Raw genomic sequence first — 23,615 nt, forward strand, 5'->3', positions numbered from 1 at the left:
GATGATCGATGACAGTCGCACTGCGTGAAGAACAGATGACAAGAAAAAGAGGAACTACACATGGCTCGCCTAGGGATCCGCACCACTGCAGCAGCAATGGGGGCGGCGGTTCTGCTGGTCACAGGATGTTCTTCCGGAGATGGCGGAGACGACCTCATCACGATCGATCCCGCAACGGCAGCGGCCTCACCGGCCACCACCAGTACCCCGGACGGCGTGGTTCACCCGTATTCAGGTCTGATCGATTCCATCACATTCGACCCGATCACGCGCAGCGCTGTAGTGGTTGCCAACGACCCCCGATCGGTGCTGGTCGTTCCTACGGACAGTTTGGCCGGCGCCGACCCCGCCTCTGCAGGCCGTCCAACAGCCCTGGATTCCGACGTACGCGACGTTTCGATCGGCTCTGACGGTAGCGCTCTTCTGTCGATGGATCGCCAGGTCGTGAAGCTGAATCTGACTTCGGGCGAACAGACGTCCATCCCGGTAGACGGGCAGGCGAATTCAGCGGTCGAACTCAACGACGGCCGCATCGCGATCGGCACGGACAATGGTTCAGTTCACATCGTCGACCCGAAGACCGATCAGTCACAGACGGTTTCGGGATTCGCATCCGTCGACGAACTCGCGGTCACCGGCGACAACCTGAGCGCCCTCGATCACCGTCAGACCTCGTTGACGGCGATCAACCTCGAAGACGGCAAACTCGGCGTCGCTCTCCGCGCCGGTGAGGGCGCAACTCATCTGGCCACCGATCGCTTCGGACGCATTCTGGTCACCGACACCACCGGCAACGAACTGCTCGTCTTCACTGCCGATCCGCTCCTGATGCACCAGCGCTACCCCGTCGGCGAGTCGCCGTACGCCGTTGCCTACGACGAGACCGCGGATCGGGTGTGGGTGACACTGACCGCGACCAACGAAGTGGTCGGCTTCGATCTGTCGTCCGGCATCCCCGTGGAGACCGGACGGTTCAGGACGGTGCGACAGCCGAATTCGTTGGCCGTAGACTCTTCCAACGGCAATCTGATCGTCGGATCGGCAACCGGTGACGGGCTGCAGGTCATCCCGTCACGGGAGAACTGATGGAAAAGCGAGCGCGCGGGATCCCCGCGCAGTGGGAGACGTCGGACGACAAGTTCGACTATGTGCCCCTTCGACTACCGCCGAACGTTTCGCGAGTCACGGCGTCGATGCGTCTGGCGATCTCCGCCGAGTTCGGCGGATGGGAACTCTCCCGAGTCCGTCTCTACCCCGACGGCAGTCGTCGCGTGCTCCTCAAGCGAAAGAAGACGCCGCTGCACGTGACCGATCCGGACGGCATTCAGCACTGATCGTCCAACAGACGACCAGAGCCCGCCGCTGACAAAATCACACCATCGAAGAGCTGGAGAATCGTGTACCAACTGCTGCTGAGCCTGATGTTCCGGGTCCCACCGGAACGCATCCACCACATTGCCTTCACCGCGATGAAACTGGTGACACGGTTCGCTCCCCTTCGCTGTCTGGTCGCAAAAGTCCTTGTCGTCGACGACCCGGTTCTGCGCAGTCAGGCATTCGGTCTGACGTTCCCGGCACCTCTCGGCCTCGCCGCAGGATTCGACAAGGACGCCACCGGCGTCGACGCCTGGGGCCCGTTGGGATTCGGTTTCGCCGAGGTCGGAACAGTGACGGCCCAGGCTCAGCCCGGTAACCCCGCGCCGCGTCTCTTCCGTCTTCCGGCCGACCGCGCTTTGATCAACCGGATGGGCTTCAACAACCACGGCGCTGGTCACGCGGCGAATTTCCTGCGACAGCGCCGCGTCACGGTCCCGATCGGTGCCAACATCGGCAAGACCAAGATCGTCGAAGCCGCCGACGCCGCGGCCGACTACACCGCCAGCGCGCAGCTTCTGGGTCCGCTGGCCGACTTCATGGTCGTGAATGTCAGCTCGCCGAACACGCCCGGACTCCGTGATCTGCAGGCCGTCGAATCACTGCGCCCGATCCTGCAGGCCGTGCTCGACACCGTCAGCGTGCCGGTACTGGTGAAGATCGCGCCCGACCTCTCGGACGAGGACGTCGACGCGGTCGCCGATCTGGCAATCGAACTCGGGCTTGCCGGAATCGTCGCGACCAACACCACGATCCGTCGCGACGGTTTGAAGACCCCGGACGCCGAGGTAGCTGCACTCGGCGCAGGCGGGCTGTCCGGTGCACCGGTCGCCGAGCGCTCACTCGAAGTACTTCGGCGCCTGTACGTCCGAGTGGGCGACAAGATGACCATCATCTCGGTCGGCGGTATCGAGACGGCCGATCAGGCGTGGGAACGGATCCTCGCCGGCGCGACACTGGTGCAGGGATACACCGGCTTCATCTACGGCGGACCGTTCTGGGCTCGCAGCATCCACAAGGGGATAGCCAAGCGCGTGCGCGCAGCCGGCTTCTCGTCAATTGCCCAGGCTGTGGGAGCTGAGAACCCTCGCTAGAGAGTGCTGTGCGCCTTTATTACCCGCCCGCGTTTAATAAAGGCGCACAGCATAGTGACTATTCGACCTCGAACGTCCCGGTCAGGGTTGCACGCGCAATCGCGTGATGGAACACGTTGAAACCGAGGAACGCCGGCGACGAATCAGGGGTGACTCCGTCGAGCGTCTCCACGTCGAGGGCATGCACCGCCACGATGTAGCGATGCGGACCGTGCCCAGGAGGCGGACCTGCACCGATGAAACCGAACCCGCCACCGTCGTGGCGGAGGGTGACGGTTCCGGCGGGCAGGACATCGCTGTCCGCCGCGCCGGCACCGGCGGGGAGCTCGGTGACGGAAGCGGGGATGTTCGCCACGGCCCAGTGCCAGAACCCCGACGCAGTCGGTGCGTCCGGATCGAACACCGTCACGACGAAGCTCTTCGTCTCGGCCGGAAAGCCGGACCACGAGAGCTGCGGTGAGATGTCTTCGCCACCGGGGACACCGAAGGCTCCACTGGCCTGAGCAAGCTTCAGCGGCTGGCCCGCAGTGATGTCGTCACTGGTCAGCTCGAAACTCGGCAACTTCGGCAATGGTTCGTACGGATCGTGCGCCATGCGAATCCTTTCTGTGACAAGAGAGCTCGATGTGCGTTGAGCTCACGGATCTATCTACGTGCTCGTCAGGAATTGAGCAGGAAATGTTCCAGAACACGTGTCCCGAACAGTAGTGCGTCCACCGGAACTCGCTCGTCGACGCCGTGGAACAGCGCGCTGAAATCCAGCTCGGGCGGCAACTGCAACGGCGCGAAGCCGAAGCAGCGAATGCCCAGTTTCGCGAATGCCTTCGCGTCGGTTCCGCCGGAGAGCATGTACGGAACTGTGCGAGCCTCCGGATCGTGGGCGAGGATCGCCTCGTTCATGGCGTCTACGAGGTGGCCGTCGAACGTTGTTTCGTACGAATCCAGCTTGGTGATCCACTCGCGGGTCACGTCGGGACCGATCAGTTGGTCCACCGTGCGCTCGAATTCGGCCTGCCGTCCCGGCAGCACGCGGCAGTCGAAGACCGCCTCGGCAGTCTGCGGAATGACGTTCGCCTTGTATCCGGCCTTGAGCATCGTCGGGTTCGCCGTGTCACGGAACGTCGCCCCGATGATGTTGGCGATCGTCCCCAACTTCGCGAGAGTCCCGTCGATGTCGGGTGATCCCGGATCGAAGTCCAATCCGGTCTCCTCGCCGACGGCGGTCAGGAACTCCGCGACCGAATCCGAGATCACGATCGGGAACTGGTGGGCAGCAAGCCTCGAGACCGCGCCGGCGAGTGTCGCGACCGCGTTGTCGTCGTGGAGGAAGGAGCCGTGTCCGGCGCGTCCCTTGGCAGTCAGACGCATCCAGCCGAGGCCCTTTTCCGCAGTCTCCACGAGGTAGAGCCGGCGGTCGGTTCCGTCAGGCCGCGGAACCGTCAGCGAGAAACCGCCGACCTCACCCACGGCCTCGGTCACTCCCTCGAACAGATCCGGGCGGTGCTCGACCAGCCACTGGCAGCCGTACTTTCCGCCCGCTTCCTCGTCCGCCACGAAGGCGAACACCAGATCACGCGGCGGTACGACGCCTTCCGCCTTGAACTGTCTGGCCAGGGCCAGGATCATCCCGACCATGTCCTTCATGTCCACGGCGCCGCGCCCCCAGACGTAACCGTCCTGGACGGTGCCGGCAAAGGGATGGACGCTCCAGTCGGCGGGCTCGGCCGGAACTACGTCGAGGTGACCGTGAAGCATCAACGCACCACGACCCGACTCGGCTCCCTTCAAGCGAGCAAAGACATTTCCTCGGCCGGGTGCTCCGGACTCGACGTATTCCGTCTCGTAACCGACTTCTTGAAGCTGCGCGGCAACCCACTCCGCGCACGCACGCTCGCCTTTGGTGGTTTCGAGTTCTCCCGTGTTCGAGGTGTCGAAGCGGATGAGGGAACTGACCAGTTCGACTACTTCTGCTTCGGCTCTGCTCGGATTCGGATTATTCGGGGTTGTGGTCATTCCACTTTCCTACCATCGAATCAAACGACGCGGGCGACCGGAATGCCCCGCAACCTGGCGATTTGGGGCAGCTCACCTAATCGGATACTCTTTCCCAGCACCGAGAAATCGGGGCCGAGTCCGAGTGGCGGAATGGCAGACGCGCTAGCTTGAGGTGCTAGTGTCCTATTAACGGACGTGGGGGTTCAAGTCCCCCCTCGGACACTCTGTGTTGAGACAGACAGGAAAAGCTCCGGTTCATCGAACCGGAGCTTTTCTCGTAATTGGCGAAGTTCCCGCACCAGGGAACAGTCCGCGCGAGCGGCGATCGAGATGGAACAGAAGTTCGAAGTGGATACAGACACCAAGAAGTCGGATGCACTGCAGGCAGATTCGCTGGAAACAGCCGATTCAGAATCTGCTCGAGCCGAACTCACCGGACTCGACCCCGCAGAACTCGAAATCTGCCTGAAGGTCCTTTCCGAAGCCGCCGAACTCGACGACGAGCATCCCGATTCGATCACCATGCAGCGCGCTGTCGGCCATCTGTTCAAGCGACTCAAGAAGAAGCGTCGCCTCGCCTCGCGCGCAGCCGTCAACGAAGCCGACCGCCAAGTGGTCGCTGCGACTGCCACCGGTTCACCCGATCGCATCGACGACGAGACCGCAGGCATTCCGATCAAGTCGAACACCGCCGGCGCCTCCGCCGGCACGCTCATCAAGGCGCGGCCGTGCTACATCTGCAAGCAGCGCTACACCGCAGTCGACGCCTTCTACCACCAACTGTGCCCCGATTGCGCTGCCACCAGCCGCAGCAAACGTGATGCCAGCACTGATCTCACCGGCCGACGCGCACTTCTGACCGGCGGCCGCGCGAAGATCGGCATGTACATCGCGTTGCGCCTGCTGCGTGACGGCGCACATCTGACCATCACGACGCGATTCCCCAACGACGCGATCCGCCGATTCAAAGCGATGGAAGACAGCAACGACTGGATTCATCGTCTGCGCATCGTCGGCATCGACCTCCGCGACCCCGCCCAGGTTGTTGCACTCGCGGATTCCGTTGCCGCACAGGGTCCACTCGACATCCTCATCAACAACGCCGCGCAAACCGTCCGACGCTCCCCCGGTGCCTACGGCGCTCTGGTCGACGCCGAGTCCGGTGCGCTTCCCGCCGGTGAACTGCCTGATGTCCTGACTTTCGGCAAGACGAGCGACGCCCACCCCGCGGCTCTGGCCGGATCGCTGTCGGACGTCGCAAGCATCACCTCCGGAAATCTGTCCGCCGACGCGGTCAGTTCACTCGCCCTCGTCGCCAAGTCGGCGTCACCCGATCGCATCGAGCAGGGCATCGCCATCGACGCGGGCGGGCTGCTGCCCGACCTCGCGCACACCAACAGCTGGGTTCAGACCGTCGAAGAGGTCGATCCAATCGAGCTTCTCGAAGTCCAGCTCTGCAACTCGGTCGCGCCCTTCATTCTCGTTTCGCGCTTGCGCCCGTCGATGGCCGCGGCCGCTGCACGACGCAAGTACGTCGTGAACGTTTCCGCCATGGAAGGCCAGTTCAGCCGCGCGTACAAGGGCCCTGGCCACCCGCACACCAACATGGCCAAGGCAGCACTGAACATGCTGACCCGCACCAGCTCCAAGGAAATGCTCGACGACGGCATCCTCATGACCGCCGTCGACACCGGCTGGATCACCGACGAACGCCCACACTTCACCAAGATGCGGTTGGCCGACGAAGGTTTTCACGCACCACTCGACCTCGTCGACGGTGCCGCCCGCGTCTACGACCCCATCGTTCAGGGTGAACTGGGCGTCGACCTGCACGGCTGCTTCCTCAAGGACTACAAACCCTCGCCGTGGTGATGGGCGGCACCGCCGCGGTGGTGACAGGCAGCACCTAGCCGCCCCGATGTGGCGATCTCGTCACCCCCCAAACCCCCGTGTCGAGTAGCTCATTTCAGGTAGAGCACAGCATTGCAGGCGATAATGGAGTGCGTACCTGCTCACCGACTCGGAGGAACCATGACGATCGCCGTCGTACACAAGGACAGCCCGGAAGGCCGCGCCGCAATCGTGGCCGCCGCACGGGAATCCGTGGGTCGAAGCGAGGAACTGCTGGTTCTGCACGTCCTGGACGACGTCAACATCGGAGGCACGGTCAACCTCGGAGACACCGAGGACGATCGGGCCGCTCTTCGCGGCGAGATCCAGTCAGCGCTCGACGCCGGTGGATTCTCGGAGACGAAGTGGGATCTGCGCACCACCGAGCACGACGGCGATCCGGTTACCGCGCTCGTCGACCTGGTCCACGACGCGGGTGTCGATCTCCTGATCGTTGGAACACGCCGGATGTCCCCCATCGGCAAGTTCCTCCTCGAACGCCCGCTGCAGCGTCTCCTACTCGAAGTGGAGGCTCCGATCCTCGTCGTCAAGGAACCCCTCCCCGCCGAGTGACCTCGGTCACATCACTTTCGGGTGCTCGTTTGTAGGCTGGCTCCATGACTGGAACCTCGCCCGCCCGAGAACTCGACATCATCGTCTACGGAGCGAGCGGCTTCGTCGGTAAGCTACTCGCCGACTACCTCGTCAAACATGCTCCCGAAGGCACGAAGATCGGCCTCGGTGGCCGTTCCCTCGAGAAGTTGGCAGCCACTCGCGCCGATCTGGGTACCGCCGCTGCCGATCTCCCCCTGATCATCGCCGACGCCGACGACGCCACCGCACTGAAGGCACTCGCCCAGCGAACCCGGGTCGTCGCCACCACGGTCGGCCCGTATGCCAAGTACGGCCACGCCCTTGTTCACGAATGCGCCTCCGCCGGAACTCATTACGTCGACCTCACCGGCGAGGTGCTGTTCCACCGCGAGAGCATCGACGCTAACCACGCCCTGGCCGTGTCGACCGGTGCCAAGATCGTCCATTCCTGCGGATTCGATTCCATCCCTTCCGATCTCGGAGTTCACGTCCTGCACGAGAAGGTCGCCGCCGACGGCGCCGGCGAGCTCACCGACACCACCCTGGTGGTCACGGCCCTGCGCGGCGGCGTGAGCGGTGGCACCATCGATTCGCTTCGCAACCAGATCGACGTGTCGAAAGACGATGCGCGCCTGCGGAAACTTGCTGCCTCGCCGTACTCGCTGAGCCCCGATCGTGATCGGGAGCCCGAACTCGGACGCCAGAGCGACGTGAGCGTGGTCGACGGCAAGAAGATCGATCCGTCGTTGAAGGGGTGGAAAGCGCCGTTCGTGATGGCGTCGTACAACACACGAGTCGTCCGTCGCAGCAATGCGCTCCGAGAGTGGGCGTACGGCAAGAAGTTCAAGTACAGCGAGGTGATGAGCGTCGGCTCATCGGTGGTGTCACCGGTGATTGCGGGCGGCGTGGCGGTCGGCCTCGGCGCGCTGGTCGCCGGACTCGCTCTACCTCCGACACGTTTCCTTCTCGACAAGGTATTGCCGGCTCCCGGTGAAGGTCCGAGCGAGAGCACCCAGAAGAAGGGCCACTTCACGCTCGACGTGTTCACCACGACCACGACCGGCGCCCGATACACATCACGAGTGAAGGCGAAGGGCGACCCGGGATACAGCGCGACGGCGGTAATGCTCGGCGAATCTGCGTTGTCGTTGGCGAAGGACCAAAAGGCTCTTCCCCCGGCCACCGGCGTTTTGACTCCAGCGACAGCGCTCGGCGACGTCCTGGTCGAGCGTCTACGCGCGGCTGGTTTCGAGATTTCCGCGCGCAAACTCTAGACAGAACGAATTTCACTTGATCGTTTCAGCTCTTCGCGCCCGATTATCGCAGCTCAGGGCGCGGACAGCGGTGGGAATACTCCCAGGTAACATTGATGTTGGTTCATGGCATCCATATGTGATGCTCCGCTTTCGGAAAAGTGAGGCTATTCATGACTGAGCGCGTTCAGGTCGGCAGTCTTCAGGTTGCCAAGGTTCTCTACGACTTCGTGGTCGAGGAGGCTCTTCCCGGCACCGGTGTAGACGCCGAAACGTTCTGGGCCGGCGCCGACAAGGTCATCACCGAGCTCGCACCGAAGAACCGCGACTTGCTTGCCAAGCGTGACGATCTGCAGGCTCAGATCGATCAGTGGCATCGCGATCACGCCGGCGCTCCCATCGACGCCGCCGCGTACAAGGCGTTCCTGCAGGAAATCGGCTACCTCCTGCCGACGCCTGCCGAATTCTCGGTCACCACCGCGAACGTCGACACCGAGATCACCTCGACGGCCGGCCCGCAGTTGGTCGTGCCGATCCTCAACGCGCGCTTCGCACTCAACGCGTCCAACGCCCGCTGGGGTTCGTTGTACGACGCGCTGTACGGCACCAACGCCATCTCCGAGGAGAACGGCGCCGAGAAGGGTTCCGGCTACAACAAGGTCCGCGGCGACAAGGTCATCGCCTGGGCGCGTGAATTCCTCGATGCGGCAGCACCTCTCGTGTCGGGATCGCATGCAGATTCAACCAAGTACGTTGTCGACGGCAGTGAACTGAAGATCACGTTGGCAGACGGTACGGTCAGCACGCTCGCCCAGCCGGAGAAGTTCGTCGGCTACCTCGGCGAGAAGGACGCACCGACGAGCATCCTGCTGCTCAACAACGGATTGCACGCCGAGATCCAGATCGACGCCTCGTCCCCGATCGGCAGCACCGACGCCGCCGGCGTCAAGGACGTCGTTCTCGAATCCGCCGTCACCACGATCATGGACTTCGAGGACTCGGTCGCCGCTGTCGACGCCGACGACAAGGTTGTCGGCTACCGAAACTGGTTGGGTCTCAACCGTGGTGACTTGTCCGAGGAGATCAAGAAGGGCGCCAAGTCCTTCACCCGCACGCTCAACGGCGACCGTAAGTACACCGCAGTCGACGGCAGCGAACTCAGCCTGCACGGTCGTTCGCTCCTGTTCGTCCGCAACGTCGGTCACCTCATGACCAACCCCGCGATCCTCGACGCCGACGGCAACGAGGTCCCCGAGGGCATCCTCGACGCCTTGATCACCAGTGCCTGTGCAGTGCACGGCCTCTCGATCAGTGACGCCAACGGACCGCTCGACAACAGCCGCACCGGCTCGATCTACATCGTCAAGCCCAAGCAGCACGGTCCCGAGGAAGTTGCCTTCACCACCGAACTGTTCGGCCGTGTCGAGCAGGTCCTCGGGCTTCCGGAGAACACGCTCAAGGTCGGCATCATGGACGAGGAGCGTCGTACGACGGTCAACCTCGCCGCCTGCATCAAGGAAGCCGTCGACCGCGTCGTGTTCATCAACACCGGCTTCCTCGACCGCACCGGCGACGAGATCCACACCTCCATGGAAGCCGGCGCGATGGTGCGCAAGGCCGAGATGAAGAAGCAGAAGTGGATCGGCGCCTACGAGGACTGGAACGTCGACACCGGTCTGGCCTGCGGTCTGCAGGGCAAGGCCCAGATCGGCAAGGGCATGTGGGCCATGACCGAGTTGATGGCAGACATGCTCGAGCAGAAGATCGGTCACCCCAAGGCCGGCGCCAACACTGCATGGGTACCTTCGCCGACCGGCGCAACGCTGCACGCGACGCACTACCACCGCGTCGACGTATTCGCAGTTCAGGACAGCCTGAAGGGCAAGCCTCGCGCGAGCGTCGACGACATCCTGACCATCCCGCTCGCTCCCAGCACCGACTGGACGGACGCGGAGAAGAAGGAAGAGCTCGACAACAACTGCCAGTCCATCCTCGGCTACGTGGTCCGTTGGATCGACGCGGGCGTCGGCTGCTCCAAGGTTCCCGACATCCACGATGTCGCGCTCATGGAGGATCGCGCCACGCTGCGCATCTCGAGCCAGCTGCTCGCCAACTGGCTGCGTCACGGCATCGTCAGCGAGGGCGACGTTGTCAGTGCACTCGAGCGCATGGCCCCGGTTGTCGACCGTCAGAACGAGGGCGACGCCGAGTACCGCAACATGGCACCTGATTTCGATTCCAACATCGCGTTCCAGGCTGCCAAGGAACTCATCCTCGAAGGCGCGAAGCAGCCCAGCGGATACACGGAGCCGATCCTGCATCGCCGCCGCCGCGAGTACAAGGCCGCCAACGCCTGATTTCACCTTCTTCGAACTCGAAGCTGAACCCGAACAGCCTCGGCACCGCTCCCGGTGTCGAGGCTGTTCGCGTAGGCCCCGAAGTTTCGTCACTAGACTGGCCGAGGACACAGTCCGTTCAACAGACATTCTTCGAGTGACCAAGGTAGGGCAAGGTACGTGGGCGAACATCGCGGCGGGTCAGGCGCCAGAGGTATCAGTAAGGGGCCGATTCTCGTCGTCGTGCTGATCGTCTTGATCGTGGCAGGCTTCTTCGGATGGAAGGCCCTCAGCAACCGGATCGACGATCAGGGACAGCAGGCAGCCGGTACGTGCGTCGAGGGCAACAAGACACTCGACGTCACCGCGGATCCGTCCATAGCCCCACAGGTCGAGGAACTGGCGAAGCGGTACACCCAGACCTCGCCGGTGGTGCGTGATCACTGCATCGCCGTCGTGGTGCACGGTGCGCCGTCCGCGTCGGTCTCGACGGCACTCGAAGCCGGTCCGGCGGCCCCCTGGGATGACGCAGCATTGGGACCACGTCCCTCCCTGTGGATCCCGGCGAGTTCGTTCGAACTCGCGCCACTGTCGGGCAAGGCCGTGATCAACGGTGATCCTCGCTCGCTCGCGAGTTCCCCGATCGTTCTGGCAGCCGGTCCCGAGACCGCGGCAGCATTGGCCGGCGCAGCATCGAGTTGGAAGTCTTTGCCTTCCGATCTGACGGTCGCCCTGCCGGTCGGAAGTACCGAAACCTCGATGGCTGCACAGGCGATCGCTGCCGACGTCGCCGATGCGGGTGCCGGACCGGTCACGACGGATCAGGCGAAGTCCGCTCAGGTCAACGCTGCGCTCAGTGCACGGGCGTTGCAGTTCCAATCCTTGCCGACTCCCCCCTCGTCCACCGCCGAAGCCCTCGGAGCACTGAGCGCCGGAACACCGGATTCGGTGAAAGCCGTTCCGGCCACGGAACAGTCGATAGCGCAGAGCGCGAACGCGGCGATGACGACGTACTCCCCCGCCGGCGCAACGCCAGTCGCGGACTATCCGGCGGTCATCGTCTCGGGCAGCGGGATCGACGAAACCGCGTCGCGCGCAGCGGCACAGTTTGCCGATTTCATGCGTGAGCCGAATCAGTCACAGTTGTTCGTCGGCGCCGGTTTCCGGGTCGAGGGCCAAGACCTTCCCGATCTCGGGGCGGTGTCCCCGGCCAAGATCTCGTCCACTTTGAAACCGGCTTCGGCGGAGACCGCAGCGGCGCTCGGTGACATAGTCGCCAACCCGGTCTCGCCGCGTAGTGCCACCATCCTGATGGACACGTCGGCGTCGATGGGTACCGACGACGGTGGCACTACCCGCTTGGCGAACATTGCCTCGGCGGTGAATACCCAATTGGGTCGCAGCCCTGACGCTTCGGACATCGGCCTTCGCGAGTTCAGCACGGGCACCGACGGAAAACCGTCCGAGCGCATCCTGGTTCCGGGCGGTTCACTGTCCGAGCCGAATCGGCGTGCCACGATCACCGATTTCCTCAACGGGCTTCGGGCCGGCGGAAAGACCTCCAAATACCCGGCGCTTGCCAGCTCCTACAAAGCCGCCGTGGACGGTTTCGACGCGGGGCGAGTCAACTCGGTGCTGCTGATCACCTCGAGTACGCCTGACGAATCCACCACGACGCGAGCCGAACTGCTCAGCGCGATCGCCGCTGCGGGCAATCCGTCGCGTCCGGTACAGGTCGACGTGATCGTCGTCGGTGCGGGCGACGACGTCTCCACACTCCAAGACGTCTCGGATCGGACGGGCGGAACATTGGTTCGGGTCGATTCGACGTCCGACCCCGCTCTCGCGGCCGCAGTGACCAAGATGCTGTCCTGATGGGGCGCGTCGCGGTTTTTGCAGTCCTTCTCGCCCTTCTGACCTGGTTCCTGCATCGCCGACTCGTTCGCGCCACCGGCATCCCGAGGCGATGGGCTCGTCTCGCCGACACTGCGCTTGTCGTCTTGGCGGTCTCGACGCTCATCGGGGTCGGCAGCGGCGAAGTCTTTCCGACATCGTGGGCGCGACCGATCGGATTTGTCGGATGGGTCTGGCTGGCTTCGTGGCTGTATCTGATTCCCGGACTGCTCGTGATCGGCCTGTTCGCCGGGATCGGTCGACTACGTGCACGCCACACGGATACCACGACCGAAGTCGACCCAGCCAAGCGTCGTACGTTGCAGTTGGCTACGGCAGCAGTCACTCTCGCGGCGATCGGCACCGCCGGCTACGGCGTCTACGAGGCGTCGGGCCCCAAGATTTCCCGCGTCCGCGTGCCGCTCGCTCGCCTACCTGAGGGCTTCAACGGATACCGGATCGCCTTGATCACCGACCTGCACGTGGGACCGGCCCGCGGGGTCGACTTCACCCGCAAGGTGGTCGATATCGTGAACTCGCAGAATGTCGATCTGATCGCGATCGGCGGCGACCTCGTGGACGGAACCGTCGCGAAAGTTGCTCCCGATCTTGCTCCGCTCGCCGATCTTCGGGCGCCCGACGGAATCTTCGGAGTCAGCGGAAACCACGAGTTCTACGCCGACGACGGCGGCAAATGGCTCGACGTGTGGGAGACATTGGGGATCACCACACTTCGCAACAGCCGCACCTCGATCCAGCATGGCGGCGATACCATCGACATCGTGGGCATCCACGACTACACGTCGCCGGCCCCGTACGAGCCGAACCTGACTGCCGCGCTCGCAGGTCGCGATCCGAATACTTTCGCCTTGCTTCTCGCGCACGAACCGCGTCAAGCGATCGAGGCATCCGAGATGGGTATCGATCTGCAACTGTCCGGGCACACTCACGGCGGTCAGATGTGGCCGCTGCGGTATCTCGTTCCGCTGCAGCAGCCTTCGGTGCAAGGCTTGGACAGGGTCGGAAACACAGTGCTGTACACGACGCGTGGCGCCGGGGCTTGGGGTCCGCCGGTACGCGTCGGCGCCCCGCCGGAGATCACTGTTCTCGAACTCGTACACGAGAGGTGATGATCTCCGGCGGGCACACGCCTTAGTTGCCTGCGAACGCTTCGATCGGCGGGCAGGAGCAGACCAGGTTGCGGTCGCCATGTGCACCGTCGATACGACGCACGGACGGCCACACCTTCGGGCGAGCCTTGCCACGCGGGAAGACGGCGATCTCACGCGAGTACGGGTGATCCCACTGCGCTGCAATGCTTCCCGCAGTGTGGGGAGCACCGCGTAGCGGGTTGTCCTCCACCGTCCACTCGCCCGCTCCGACGCGTTCGATTTCGCCGCGAATGGCGATCATCGCCTCGCAGAACTCGTCGATCTCTTCGAGGTTCTCGCTCTCGGTGGGCTCGACCATCAGCGTGCCGACCACGGGGAAGCTCATGGTCGGAGCATGGAAACCGTAGTCGGCCAGACGCTTTGCGACGTCGTCGACGGTGACGCCGGTGTCCTTGGTCAACCCCCGGAGGTCGAGGATGCACTCGTGCGCGACCATGCCGTTCTCGCCGGTGTAGAGAACCGGGAAGTACTCGTCGAGTCGACGCGCGATGTAGTTGGCCGACGCGATGGCGGTCAGGCTGGCGCGGCGCAGGCCCGCAGCACCCATCATCCGGATGTAGGTCCAGGTGATGGGCAGAATGGACGCACTGCCGTACGGCGCTGCCGAGATCGTTCCTCCACCACCGAGTTCGGGGGCCATCGGGTGTCCGGGTAAAAACGGCGTCAAGTGTGAGCGCACACCGATCGGGCCGACGCCGGGTCCGCCGCCGCCGTGCGGGATGCAGAAGGTCTTGTGCAGATTCAGGTGGCTGACGTCGCCGCCGAATCGGCCCGGACGGGCAAGGCCGACAAGCGCATTGAGGTTGGCGCCGTCGACGTACACCTGGCCACCGGCGTCGTGTACCGCTGCACAGATGTCGGAGATCTCGTGCTCGTAGACACCGTGGGTTGAAGGGTAGGTGATCATGATCGCGGCGAGACGCTCGGCGTGATCGGCGATCTTCGCGCGCAGATCGTCGACGTCGACGTCACCGTTGGGACGGCAGGCGACAACCTCGACGCGCATCCCGGCCATGACGGCAGAAGCCGCATTGGTGCCGTGAGCACTCGACGGAATGAGGCAGGTGTCGCGGTGGTCGTCGCCCCGGCTGAGGTGGTAGTTGCGGATCGCGAGCAGGCCCGCGTATTCCCCCTGGCTGCCGGCGTTGGGTTGCAGGCTGACGTTGTCGTAGCCGGTGACCGCGACCAGCCAGTCTTCGAGATCCTTGATGATCTTCAGCAGACCGGGCGCATCCGATGTCGGCGCGAACGGATGGATCGCGTTGAACGCGGGCCAGGTGATGGATTCCATCTCGGCGGTCGCATTGAGCTTCATGGTGCACGAACCCAGCGGGATCATGCTGCGATCGAGGGCGATGTCCTTGTCGGACAGCGCGCGCAGGTAGCGAAGCATTGCCGTTTCCGTACGGTAACGGGTGAAGGCTTCGTGCTGCAGGTAGTCGGAGGTGCGCTCCTGAGCAACCGGAACCGAATTGCCCTCGGCTTCGATGGCGACAACAGCATCCTCGATCCCGAACGCGTCGAGCACGGCAAGGACGTGGTCGGCGGTCGTGGCCTCGTCGCAGGAGATACCGACATGATCGGCGTCGACCAGACGCAGGTTGATCCCGGATTCCTTGGCCGCAGCGACGACGTCGGCCGCCTTGCCCGGAACCTGAGCGAGCACGGTGTCGAAGAACGAATCGTGGACAACGGTCACGCCGCCTTCGCGCAGGCCGTTTGCCAACGCGTGTGCGCGGGCAGCGACGCGCAACGCAATCGCCTTGAGTCCCTCGGCGCCGTGGTAGCTCGCGTACATCGCAGCGAGGATGGCGAGGAGCACCTGAGCGGTACAGATGTTGGACGTCGCCTTCTCGCGGCGAATGTGCTGCTCACGTGTCTGCAGCGCCAGGCGGTATGCCTTGTCTCCGTCGGCGTCGATGGAGACGCCGACCAAGCGGCCGGGCAGCTGACGCGCATGCTTGGAGTGCACGGCCAGGTAACCGGCGTGCGGTCCGCCGTATCCCATGGGAACACCGAAACGCTGGGTGGTTCCGAAGCACGCATCCGCGCCGAGCTCACCGGGTGAGGTGATGAGCGTCATCGCGAGGAGGTCTGCGCCGACGGCAACCAGTGCGCCGCGCTCGTGAGCTTCCGCGATGATCGAGGTGTAATCGACGACTCGTCCCGAGGCACCTGGGATCTGGGCGATGACGCCGAAGAAGTCACCTTCCGGAAGACCAGCGGTGAGGTCCGCAGAGACGATCTCGATGCCGAGCGGCTCGGCGCGAGTCTCGATGACGGCGAGGGTCTGCGGGTAGAGATCGGCGTCGACGACAAATCGTGGGGACTTGCTGCGGTTCGCGCGGCGCAGGAGCGTCATGGCTTCGGCAGCGGCGGTGGCCTCGTCGAGCATCGACGAGTTTGCCAGTTCCATGCCGGAGAGATCGGCGACCATGGTCTGGAAGTTGAGGAGGGCTTCGAGACGGCCCTGGCTGATCTCCGGCTGATACGGGGTGTACGCGGTGTACCAGGCCGGGTTCTCGATGATGTTGCGCAACAACACCGGCGGCGTCAACGTGTCGAAGTAGCCGAGGCCGATCATCGACGTCGCGACGGTGTTCTGGGCTGCGAGTGCAGTCAGTTCGGCAAGTGCCTCGTGCTCTCCGACCGGAAGCGGCAGAGCGTCGAGTCCGGCAGCGATGCCGTTCGGGGCAGCGTCGAGGATGACGGAGGGAACGGCCTTGGTTGCCAGTTCGTCGAGTGAATCGACCCCGACGAGTTCGAGGATGCGCGCGAGTTCCGCGGCGTTCGGACCGACATGGCGATCGGCAAATATACGGCTTGCAGCGTCGATCACGACAACTCCCAGACAGATCGGAGGATCAGGACACACACCGAACTGCGGTGTGTTCCTCCCCCTCTGTCGCATGCTCGATTCCCGAGCGCCTGAGAGATTCGGTAGTGATCCGCCGAAGGCGGAAGCCACAGCCTTTCCCCGTCGGCGGGTGGGTTGTCCCACCGCTTTCCAGAGGCGTCGGAGCCCGTACGGTCCTTGGTGCCTGAGAGATTGACGGGGAGGTATTGCTCCTTCGGCGCCCTGATCCCGCTCACGACTGACCTTTGAGACAAAGACTGAAACAAAGACAAGTTCGGTGAATCGGTATCCGAGGCTCTCCCGTACGCCGGCGACGCAGGCTCAGTCTAGTTGACCGAAACGCCTACCTGCACCGTGGCATCCTCCAAAGAGATGTGACGTACGTTATCCGGTTTTGCGGCTGGCGCGATTCTTGCGTCGCGAAGCCAACTCGTCTTCCGGGTTGGGATCACTTTCGCCGCCGTCGGCCCGCTCGGCGGGGAAGTCGGCGATCGTTCCGGTGAGTTCACGCATCGCGCCACTGACTGCGATGCCGAATACGCCCTGCCCACCCTGGAGGAGGTCGACGACCTCTTCGGGGGACGTGCATTCGTACACGGTGGTGCCGTCGGAGAACAGAGTGATGTTGGCAAGATCGCGGACGCCACGCTTACGGAGGTGATCGACGGCAACGCGGATGTTCTGCAGTGAGATGCCGGTATCGAGCAGACGCTTCACGATCTTCAGAACGAGAATGTCCTTGAAGGAGTACAGACGTTGGCTTCCGGATCCGGCAGCGCCACGGATCGACGGAACAACCAACGACGTCCGTGCCCAGTAGTCGAGTTGGCGGTACGTGATCCCGGCGATCTGGCACGCACTGGGTACTCGATATCCGACGAGGTCGTCGGGGATGGAATCGTCCGGGAACAAGCCCGGCTGCAGCTCTTCGGAAGACATTTCTGCAGTCGCGGCACTACCAACTATGCCCGTCCCGCGCTCATTCGACTGTTCTTCCACTGCCGTCTCCCTCTCGCTTCGCCATCATGTAACCAACCTGTGCTATCAGCAGTCACGAGAATCCCGTGCCGACCGAACTTTCAGATGTGAATCCAAGGCAGGTAATTCCATGAGTGGACTTACCCAGAGTACGCCTCGATCGACAAGGCGAGAAGATCTCCACCGCACGCAACGGTAAGTTCAGGAGGGTGCATGGTCAACGCAACACGCCGACCGAGACTCAACCTCTACTTGAGAGTTGAAGACTAAAGTCCGCAACCAGTCAATTCAGGCTAACCATCAGTGGCTTTGAAATCGTCCGGCGAGATGGTGTCGAGGAATTCCTTGAACTTCTCGACCTCGTCTTCGCGCTCGTCGGGAATGACCAGACCGGCCTCGGCGAGAACAGCCTCCGACGCGAAGATCGGAACGCCGATGCGCAGGGCCAATGCAATCGAGTCCGACGGACGTGCCGAGACAGTGGTCTGCTCGTCGAAGACGAGATCCGCGTAGAAAGTGCCCTCTTGCAGGTCCACGATCCGAACTTCCTTGAGGCTCCGACCGAAAGATTCGATCAAGATCTTGATCAGGTCGTGAGTCAGCGGCCGCGCCGGCTCGACTCCCTGTTGTTCGAGAACAATCGCGGTAGCTTCGGTTTGCCCGATCCAGATCGGCAGGTACCGATCGCCGTCGGACTCTCGCAGCAACAGGACCGGCTGATTCTGAGGCTGCTCGACACGAACTCCGATCACACGCATTTCGCCCATCGAGCTTGCCTCCAACCTGACGTGATCCAGCCGACCGACTCCGATGCGGTCGTACTGAAATTCTATTCGAGTGTGCCCCGCTGATCGAGGAACTCAGCGATCGAGACTTCCCCGAACTGCCGATTTGACCAGACACGTGTGCAAAGTCAGTGACAGAGCTGCCAGCTCCCGCACCATTTCCTCGGCACGATCACGTGCTCCGGCGTCACGACCCTTGGCAACCGGTCCGGCGATCTGAGTCACCAGTCCCGCTTCGCGATCAGCAGCCAACTTGAACGCGCGCAGATGGCGAACCTCCAAGCCGTACTCGGACATCGCCTTAGCGGTGCGCGCCAACGTCACGGCATCCTCGTCGAAGAAGCCCGCCGCGCCGGGAACGACCAAACCGGTGCGGATCAGATCGGTCAGAAACCGATCGTCGATGTCAGCGCGCGCGAGAAGATCCTGACGACCGACTCGAACTTCGCGATCGACCCGGAACGCCTCGGGTGAGACATCGCCCGTAGCGATCGACAGGACGCGAGCACGACGAGGCGCAGGAACTTCTGCACTCACCGTCGCTGCGCCACTGTCGATCGCTTCGAGTTGTTCTTTGATCACTTTGAGCGGCAGGTACTGATCGCGTTGAGCGGTCAGCACGAAGCGAAGACGCTCGCAGTCCTCGACAGAGAATCTGCGGTATCCCGACGGTGTCCGTTGCGGGCTGATCAAGCCCTCGGACTCGAGGAAACGGATCTTCGAAATCGTCACGTCGGGAAAATCTGGACGCAACCGATCCAGCACGGAACCAATCGACATTCCGGGCTGGCTCTGCTGCCGCACTGCCGTCATTAGCTACCCGCACCTGCTGACGACTCGCCGACCTGCGAACCGCCGGCACGAGGGCCGGTGAGGAACACCAGACGGAACTTGCCGATCTGAACCTCGTCACCATTCGCGAGAACTGCCGAATCGACAGGCTCACGGTTGACGTAGGTGCCGTTGAGGCTTCCGACGTCGACGACGTGGAAATCTGCATCTTCCTGACGGAACTCGGCGTGACGACGGCTGACGGTCACGTCGTCGAGGAAGATGTCGCTGTCCGGGTGCCGACCTGCCGACGTCGTCGGCTGATCGAGCAAGAAGCGGGATCCTGCATTCGGTCCCCGCTTGACCACCAGAAGTGCGGCTCCGGCGGGAAGGCCTTCCACACCCGAAACCGGCTGCTCGGCGGCCGGTGCTGCAGAGGAGGTGTTGTCGAGCTCATTGAGGAAGTCCGCGCGGAAAACCGAAGTGGTCTCCGCCGGCGACTCCCCATAGCCCGCGTCGTTACCGTTCTCGCTCACTGTTTCTCCTCCTGGGTCAATCATCCAGATCATGAATCACTGGACTACGCAGTGCACTTTCTTCACGAGCATCTTTCACAGTCACGTTCGATACGGCCCTGCGCCCCGACTCGGCACATGCGTACCTAACGACCGTACCCTGCGCAGACCGCCGTGTGCAGCGAGACAGGCCGCGACACAACACGAGTTGGCCGGTCCATGCGCAGGTTTTCTACTCGGACGTGAGTCCCTTGTATGCCTCCGCGTCCAGAGTTGCCGCGAGTGCGGCGTCGAGTGTGGCCTCGTCGGCAACCTCGAGTTCGACCAACCAACCCGTGTCGTACGGGTCGGTGTTGACGAGGTCGGGCTGTCCGTCCAATTCACCGTTCGCTGCAAGAACTTTCGCAGTGAACGGAGCAAAGATGTCGGAGACGCTCTTGGTCGACTCGACCTCACCGAGCGATTCACCGGCGGTCACGTCTTCGTCGACAGCGGGAAGCTGGACGAACACGACGTCACCGAGCTGCGACTGAGCAAAGTCGGTGATACCGACTCGAACTGAGGTCGGGCCGGTTCGCTTCACCCACTCGTGCTCCGCGGTGTAGCGCAGATCGGTAGGTGTATCGAGCTCACTCACAGTGGCTTCCTTTCACAGGCCGTCCGAAAGTCGGACGCAAAAAGATCAATTTCCGGGTTGAGCGTATTGGCGCGGATTCAATTGTCGCAAGACGGAGATCGTGACCTGCTGCGATTGCTCGACGGACGACGTTCCGCCATTGCGTGCGACATTGTCGAAGACGCCTCCGGGAATGTTCAACGCTGCCGCCAATGTCGGCGGATCTCCGATCGCGGTCACAGTGTACGGCTGCTCGATCCGGGTTCCGTCCAATTCGATCTCGCCGCCGCGCCCACTCACCCACGAGTTCACGCCGATACGAATGGGTTCGCCGTTTGCACCTGCGATCGAGATGGCTTCGGCACCGGCAGCACGCAGTTCCTGGATGAGATCGAGAACCACTTCCGATCCGACGCCGCCCGCCGGATCTGTCAGGGTCATCGTCACACCCGGTCCAGTGGCCGGAGCGGTCCCCACTTGAATGGAGAGTGAGGTCAGCCGCGCCCGCGCCTCGTCCAGCGCTGCTCCCGTGTTGCCACCGGCTTCCAAAGTGGCAAGCGATTCCTGAAGATTCGCGACTTCCTGCCTCAGCGCGGCTTCGCGCCGATTCAAATTGTCGAGAACCACCAGGAGGTCGGCAGGGCGCGCGGCGTCGAGTGAATCTCCGGCCACTGTGCTGCGTACCTGTGTGGCAATCGCAACGCCGAGCACGCCCAACAGCACAGCAGCGAGGATTGCGAAGACGACGTTGGTGCGGTGTTTGGACGGTGAACGCAACTCGTGACGACCTTCACCCGCAGTGGTGACGGGAGGTTCTTCTTCCGGTTCGGTCGTGGAATGTTCCGCCATGACTCACGCTCCGAACAGTCGGCGTCGCAATGCCGCTGCGTTGCCGAAGATCCGGATACCCAACACGACGACGATCGCCGTCGAGAGTTGAGTACCGACACCCAACTGATCACCGAGCCAGACGATCAACGACGCGACGAGCACGTTGAAGACGAAGGAAACCACGAACACCTTCGCGTCGAAGATTTCGTCCAGATACGCGCGTAGTCCACCGAAGACGGCGTCGAGCGCCGCAACGACAGCGATCGGAAGATAGGGCTGGATCACGTCGGGCACCTGCGGGCTGAAAACTACGCCCAGGACGATGCCGACGACCAGTGCTGCGAGTCCGTACAGGGCGGAACCGGCCTTCATCGAACTCCTTCTGTCACTTGGGTTCTGTGGGTTCTGTTGCCACTCGGACGGCGCGAGGCGCCGCAGGCGGCAGAGTCAACGAATCGTCTTCGGCCACCGCGAAACCGACTCCGTACAGTTGCGAGACGCTAGACATTCTCACGTAGGCGTCGCTGACGACGAATTTCCGCTGCAGTGCTCGCGTGTCTCCGATCGCCTCGACGAGGTACGGGGAGAAAACAGGTTGGTTGTCGACGAGCATCGCGCCGCCCGCCTGACGAATGGTCACCGTCGGCCCGATTCGCACGCCGCCGACGGCGATCGCCTCCGCTCCCCCAGCCCATAGGGCGTTTACGACGGTCTGCAGATCGCGATCGAGAACGACGGTCTTGCCGCCGACACTCCGTTGCGACGCATCCGAGAGGTTCGGGCGTCCGGCCGGGTCCGTCAACGTCACCACCAGTCCCTCCCCGTGAACAGCTTCGGCTCCTGCGCCGGATTCGACCGCTCGCAGTTGGTCGAGGACGGCGCTGCCGCGTGCATCGCCCTCGAGTGCCACGCCGCGCGCGGCGTCGACGGCGCCGCCGAGTGAATCGCGGGACGCGGCCAGTGAATCGATTCGATCCTCCGCATCACGGACCTTCGCCACCAACTCGCTTCGAACCTCTTCGGTGCCGGTCACCTGCTTCGTCGCCTGAACAGCCGAGACCGTGACGATGAACCCGATCAACAGTGCGCCGAGGGCCAGCCACGGCCCCGTCTTCGAGGATCTGTTCTTGGTGTGCTCGTGCTGGCGTTCGAATGCAGTTGCCTCATAGCCCGGGTCGAGATGTTCGGTCATGAGTGACCGAAGCAGCGACGGTACCGGGTTACGACGGACGTCCTCCCCGGTCGACTTCATCGGGGCACGACCTCGTGGGTTCGCGCAACGTCAACGGCCTTGAGCACGTAGATCGCGGCAGTCCACACGTACAGGACGGTTCCCCAGATCAGGAAAGCGAAACCGAAGGCATGGGTGAACGGTCCGATGGCCCAGTCTCCGTGCCCGGCAAGAATCAACGGCAGAGCGAACATCAGTAGGAAGGTCGCAGCCTTGCCGAGATAAACCACCTCGGGCGGTGGCAGGCCACGCCTGCGGTAGATCGGCAGCGTCAACGCAAGCAGAAGATCACGGCCGATGAGTATCGCTGCGACCCACCAGGGAATGAAATCGCGGGCGACGAAGGTGACCAGTGTCGTCACGACGTACAGACGATCGACCAGCGGGTCGAGAAGCGCTCCCAGACGCGAGGTCTGTCCGAGCACTCTGGCCAGCTTGCCGTCGAGCCAGTCGGTGAACCCGCTGAGCATCAGCAGCGCCAATGCCCAGCCGTCCGAGTGCGTGACGAGCAGCAGGTAGGCGAACAGCGGCAGAGCGAGTAGACGCACGATACTGAGCACGTTGGGAACAGTGAGAATCCGATCCGTGGGGATCGGTTCTTGTTCGCCAGAGTTCACTGCACACACCTCGCGTCGTTCGATTGCCGTGCGGCCAGCTTTCCACAGCACGACGGACTATTCGCCGAGGCGCCGTAGCCTGAACTGTCCCGAGCGTGTCGAGCTGCCCCTATCTCCAGGCGAACACCGGCTGCTCGAGCTTGTCGATGCGCGTGTGCCGTCCGTTCAGCACTTCGCGGAACTGATAGATGACGGCTCCGGTCGGCGCATGGATCAGGCTCGTTCGGAACGGCCATTGGATCACCGGGTTCGGTGACTCCTCGATGGTGACGAAGCGCGAGTCCACGTCGAGCTCCTCCGACGTGACGGCATACACCTGGGCCACCTCGTCGGGATTGGGTACCAGTCCCCCGATGTCCTCGCCCGACCACATGACGAACGGCCGGATCACGAATCCCGAACGAGTGACGTAGTCGTCGAGCCGGCCGATGATCTTCGACTCGGGAACGTCGACACCCAGCTCCTCGGAAAGTTCCCGAACCGCTGCCTGTTCGGACGACTCGCCCGGGTCGACGCTTCCGCCCGGCAACGCGAATTGACCGGGGTGGGCGCGCATCTTGCTCGGCCGCTTCGTCACCGGGAACACTGGTGTTCCGTCCGCAGTCCGCATGACGACGATGACCACCGACGCCGAGCGCCTTCCGTCCAATTCGACCGACCGAGGTTCGAAAGCGGCAAGTGAGGCGACCACGTGGTCCCGATTCAGTAAATCTCCGTTCACCATGGCTCGACAGTAGCGCCACGAGACTGAGACCCTCAGCCAGTCTGGTCCATTTTGGCCGCTTCGCCTGATTATCGGTCTGTATTCCTGTC

At 63.2% G+C, this 23,615-nt stretch carries 22 protein-coding genes, 1 tRNA gene and 1 riboswitch; of the genes, 10 read left to right on the forward strand and 13 right to left on the reverse strand.

The features are described 5' to 3' along the window. The first annotated feature begins 60 nt into the window (after positions 1 to 60). The 3 genes from ACBG85_RS15090 to ACBG85_RS15100 all read left to right on the forward strand — a co-directional run bounded on the left by ACBG85_RS15090 (position 61) and on the right by ACBG85_RS15100 (position 2,468). Entirely contained in the window at positions 61 to 1,086 is a 1,026-nt protein-coding gene (locus tag ACBG85_RS15090) for a hypothetical protein (protein WP_372023903.1), read from the forward strand. Further along, positions 1,086 to 1,334, forward strand: coding sequence for a DUF5703 family protein (locus tag ACBG85_RS15095; protein WP_007733391.1), 249 nt, complete (start codon positions 1,086 to 1,088; stop codon positions 1,332 to 1,334). The genes ACBG85_RS15090 and ACBG85_RS15095 overlap by 1 nt, the downstream gene beginning before the upstream one ends. A 63-nt stretch (positions 1,335 to 1,397) precedes the next feature. Further along, on the forward strand, positions 1,398 to 2,468 hold the full coding sequence (locus tag ACBG85_RS15100) for a quinone-dependent dihydroorotate dehydrogenase (RefSeq protein WP_050655283.1): 1,071 nt from the start codon (positions 1,398 to 1,400) through the stop codon (positions 2,466 to 2,468). Between the two features lie 58 nt (positions 2,469 to 2,526). On the opposite strand, the gene ACBG85_RS15105 is transcribed toward ACBG85_RS15100, so the two are convergent. Both ACBG85_RS15105 and ACBG85_RS15110 read right to left on the reverse strand, forming a co-directional pair. Further along, positions 2,527 to 3,063, reverse strand: coding sequence for a YbhB/YbcL family Raf kinase inhibitor-like protein (locus ACBG85_RS15105; RefSeq protein WP_007733394.1), 537 nt, complete (start codon positions 3,061 to 3,063; stop codon positions 2,527 to 2,529). A 65-nt stretch (positions 3,064 to 3,128) separates the two neighbouring features. Further along, on the reverse strand, positions 3,129 to 4,481 hold the full coding sequence (locus tag ACBG85_RS15110; protein WP_003946170.1) for a M20/M25/M40 family metallo-hydrolase: 1,353 nt from the start codon (positions 4,479 to 4,481) through the stop codon (positions 3,129 to 3,131). 118 nt (positions 4,482 to 4,599) lie between these two features. Here ACBG85_RS15110 and ACBG85_RS15115 point away from each other — a divergent pair. From ACBG85_RS15115 to ACBG85_RS15145, 7 genes are all read left to right on the forward strand, one after another. Further along, positions 4,600 to 4,685 (forward strand) — tRNA-Leu (locus ACBG85_RS15115). A 108-nt stretch (positions 4,686 to 4,793) separates the two neighbouring features. After that, positions 4,794 to 6,335 (forward strand): SDR family NAD(P)-dependent oxidoreductase, encoded by a 1,542-nt coding sequence (locus ACBG85_RS15120; protein ID WP_074447104.1) that lies wholly within the window; start codon positions 4,794 to 4,796, stop codon positions 6,333 to 6,335. 159 nt (positions 6,336 to 6,494) lie between these two features. Then, complete coding sequence (locus tag ACBG85_RS15125; RefSeq protein WP_003946198.1) at positions 6,495 to 6,926, forward strand: universal stress protein; 432 nt, start codon at positions 6,495 to 6,497, stop codon at positions 6,924 to 6,926. A 44-nt stretch (positions 6,927 to 6,970) separates the two neighbouring features. Then, positions 6,971 to 8,221, forward strand: coding sequence for a trans-acting enoyl reductase family protein (locus ACBG85_RS15130; protein ID WP_054781805.1), 1,251 nt, complete (start codon positions 6,971 to 6,973; stop codon positions 8,219 to 8,221). 152 nt (positions 8,222 to 8,373) lie between these two features. After that, positions 8,374 to 10,557 (forward strand): malate synthase G, encoded by a 2,184-nt coding sequence (locus tag ACBG85_RS15135; protein WP_372023906.1) that lies wholly within the window; start codon positions 8,374 to 8,376, stop codon positions 10,555 to 10,557. A gap of 159 nt (positions 10,558 to 10,716) precedes the next feature. Continuing rightward, positions 10,717 to 12,411 (forward strand): VWA domain-containing protein, encoded by a 1,695-nt coding sequence (locus ACBG85_RS15140; RefSeq protein WP_070161062.1) that lies wholly within the window; start codon positions 10,717 to 10,719, stop codon positions 12,409 to 12,411. After that, complete coding sequence (locus ACBG85_RS15145) at positions 12,411 to 13,559, forward strand: metallophosphoesterase (RefSeq protein ID WP_054187381.1); 1,149 nt, start codon at positions 12,411 to 12,413, stop codon at positions 13,557 to 13,559. Before ACBG85_RS15140 ends, ACBG85_RS15145 begins: the two co-directional genes overlap by 1 nt. Positions 13,560 to 13,581: 22 nt before the next feature. On the opposite strand, the gene gcvP is transcribed toward ACBG85_RS15145, so the two are convergent. The 11 genes from gcvP to ACBG85_RS15200 form a co-directional block, all read right to left on the reverse strand. Then, entirely contained in the window at positions 13,582 to 16,440 is a 2,859-nt protein-coding gene (gcvP, locus tag ACBG85_RS15150; RefSeq protein ID WP_372023908.1) for an aminomethyl-transferring glycine dehydrogenase, read from the reverse strand. Between the two features lie 53 nt (positions 16,441 to 16,493). Further along, a riboswitch (glycine riboswitch) is annotated at positions 16,494 to 16,622 on the reverse strand. A 220-nt stretch (positions 16,623 to 16,842) separates the two neighbouring features. Further along, positions 16,843 to 17,397, reverse strand: coding sequence for a MerR family transcriptional regulator (locus ACBG85_RS15155; RefSeq protein ID WP_021344354.1), 555 nt, complete (start codon positions 17,395 to 17,397; stop codon positions 16,843 to 16,845). Between the two features lie 332 nt (positions 17,398 to 17,729). Beyond that, positions 17,730 to 18,203, reverse strand: a complete 474-nt coding sequence (locus ACBG85_RS15160) for a bifunctional nuclease family protein (RefSeq protein WP_003946194.1) — start codon at positions 18,201 to 18,203, stop codon at positions 17,730 to 17,732. Between the two features lie 93 nt (positions 18,204 to 18,296). After that, positions 18,297 to 19,034 (reverse strand): MerR family transcriptional regulator, encoded by a 738-nt coding sequence (locus ACBG85_RS15165; protein ID WP_003946161.1) that lies wholly within the window; start codon positions 19,032 to 19,034, stop codon positions 18,297 to 18,299. Next, on the reverse strand, positions 19,034 to 19,528 hold the full coding sequence (gene garA / locus ACBG85_RS15170; RefSeq protein WP_003946166.1) for a glycogen accumulation regulator GarA: 495 nt from the start codon (positions 19,526 to 19,528) through the stop codon (positions 19,034 to 19,036). The genes ACBG85_RS15165 and garA overlap by 1 nt, the downstream gene beginning before the upstream one ends. Positions 19,529 to 19,739: 211 nt before the next feature. Beyond that, positions 19,740 to 20,144: a glycine cleavage system protein GcvH gene (gene gcvH / locus ACBG85_RS15175; RefSeq protein ID WP_003946160.1), complete on the reverse strand. Its 405-nt coding sequence runs from the start codon at positions 20,142 to 20,144 to the stop codon at positions 19,740 to 19,742. Positions 20,145 to 20,189: 45 nt separating this feature from the next. Next, on the reverse strand, positions 20,190 to 20,972 hold the full coding sequence (locus tag ACBG85_RS15180) for a DUF881 domain-containing protein (protein ID WP_003946181.1): 783 nt from the start codon (positions 20,970 to 20,972) through the stop codon (positions 20,190 to 20,192). A gap of 3 nt (positions 20,973 to 20,975) precedes the next feature. After that, a complete protein-coding gene (locus ACBG85_RS15185; protein ID WP_003946178.1) occupies positions 20,976 to 21,326 on the reverse strand; it encodes a small basic family protein in 351 nt (116 codons plus the stop codon). Positions 21,327 to 21,339: 13 nt separating this feature from the next. After that, positions 21,340 to 22,206, reverse strand: coding sequence for a DUF881 domain-containing protein (locus ACBG85_RS15190; protein ID WP_003946177.1), 867 nt, complete (start codon positions 22,204 to 22,206; stop codon positions 21,340 to 21,342). Then, positions 22,203 to 22,802 (reverse strand): CDP-alcohol phosphatidyltransferase family protein, encoded by a 600-nt coding sequence (locus ACBG85_RS15195; RefSeq protein WP_030537518.1) that lies wholly within the window; start codon positions 22,800 to 22,802, stop codon positions 22,203 to 22,205. Before ACBG85_RS15195 ends, ACBG85_RS15190 begins: the two co-directional genes overlap by 4 nt. 109 nt (positions 22,803 to 22,911) lie before the next feature. Next, on the reverse strand, positions 22,912 to 23,526 hold the full coding sequence (locus ACBG85_RS15200) for a CoA pyrophosphatase (RefSeq protein WP_003946186.1): 615 nt from the start codon (positions 23,524 to 23,526) through the stop codon (positions 22,912 to 22,914). Positions 23,527 to 23,615 lie beyond the last annotated feature (89 nt).

This window comes from Rhodococcus sp. NyZ502 (genome assembly GCF_041464245.1).
Classification (GTDB): Bacteria; Actinomycetota; Actinomycetes; order Mycobacteriales; family Mycobacteriaceae; genus Rhodococcus_F; species Rhodococcus_F qingshengii.

Excerpts from the sequence above, each read along its gene's own strand:
- ACBG85_RS15090 (WP_372023903.1), top strand. The coding sequence starts at position 61 with ATGGCTCGCCTAGGGATCCGCACCACTGCAGCAGCAATGGGGGCGGCG.
- ACBG85_RS15095 (WP_007733391.1), top strand. The coding sequence starts at position 1,086 with ATGGAAAAGCGAGCGCGCGGGATCCCCGCGCAGTGGGAGACGTCGGAC.
- ACBG85_RS15105 (WP_007733394.1), bottom strand. The coding sequence starts at position 3,063 with ATGGCGCACGATCCGTACGAACCATTGCCGAAGTTGCCGAGTTTCGAG.
- ACBG85_RS15110 (WP_003946170.1), bottom strand. The coding sequence starts at position 4,481 with ATGACCACAACCCCGAATAATCCGAATCCGAGCAGAGCCGAAGCAGAA.
- ACBG85_RS15120 (WP_074447104.1), top strand. The coding sequence starts at position 4,794 with ATGGAACAGAAGTTCGAAGTGGATACAGACACCAAGAAGTCGGATGCA.
- ACBG85_RS15125 (WP_003946198.1), top strand. The coding sequence starts at position 6,495 with ATGACGATCGCCGTCGTACACAAGGACAGCCCGGAAGGCCGCGCCGCA.
- ACBG85_RS15130 (WP_054781805.1), top strand. The coding sequence starts at position 6,971 with ATGACTGGAACCTCGCCCGCCCGAGAACTCGACATCATCGTCTACGGA.
- ACBG85_RS15135 (WP_372023906.1), top strand. The coding sequence starts at position 8,374 with ATGACTGAGCGCGTTCAGGTCGGCAGTCTTCAGGTTGCCAAGGTTCTC.
- ACBG85_RS15145 (WP_054187381.1), top strand. The coding sequence starts at position 12,411 with ATGGGGCGCGTCGCGGTTTTTGCAGTCCTTCTCGCCCTTCTGACCTGG.
- ACBG85_RS15155 (WP_021344354.1), bottom strand. The coding sequence starts at position 17,397 with ATGTCTTCCGAAGAGCTGCAGCCGGGCTTGTTCCCGGACGATTCCATC.
- ACBG85_RS15160 (WP_003946194.1), bottom strand. The coding sequence starts at position 18,203 with ATGGGCGAAATGCGTGTGATCGGAGTTCGTGTCGAGCAGCCTCAGAAT.
- ACBG85_RS15165 (WP_003946161.1), bottom strand. The coding sequence starts at position 19,034 with ATGACGGCAGTGCGGCAGCAGAGCCAGCCCGGAATGTCGATTGGTTCC.
- ACBG85_RS15180 (WP_003946181.1), bottom strand. The coding sequence starts at position 20,972 with ATGGCGGAACATTCCACGACCGAACCGGAAGAAGAACCTCCCGTCACC.
- ACBG85_RS15185 (WP_003946178.1), bottom strand. The coding sequence starts at position 21,326 with ATGAAGGCCGGTTCCGCCCTGTACGGACTCGCAGCACTGGTCGTCGGC.
- ACBG85_RS15190 (WP_003946177.1), bottom strand. The coding sequence starts at position 22,206 with ATGAAGTCGACCGGGGAGGACGTCCGTCGTAACCCGGTACCGTCGCTG.
- ACBG85_RS15200 (WP_003946186.1), bottom strand. The coding sequence starts at position 23,526 with ATGGTGAACGGAGATTTACTGAATCGGGACCACGTGGTCGCCTCACTT.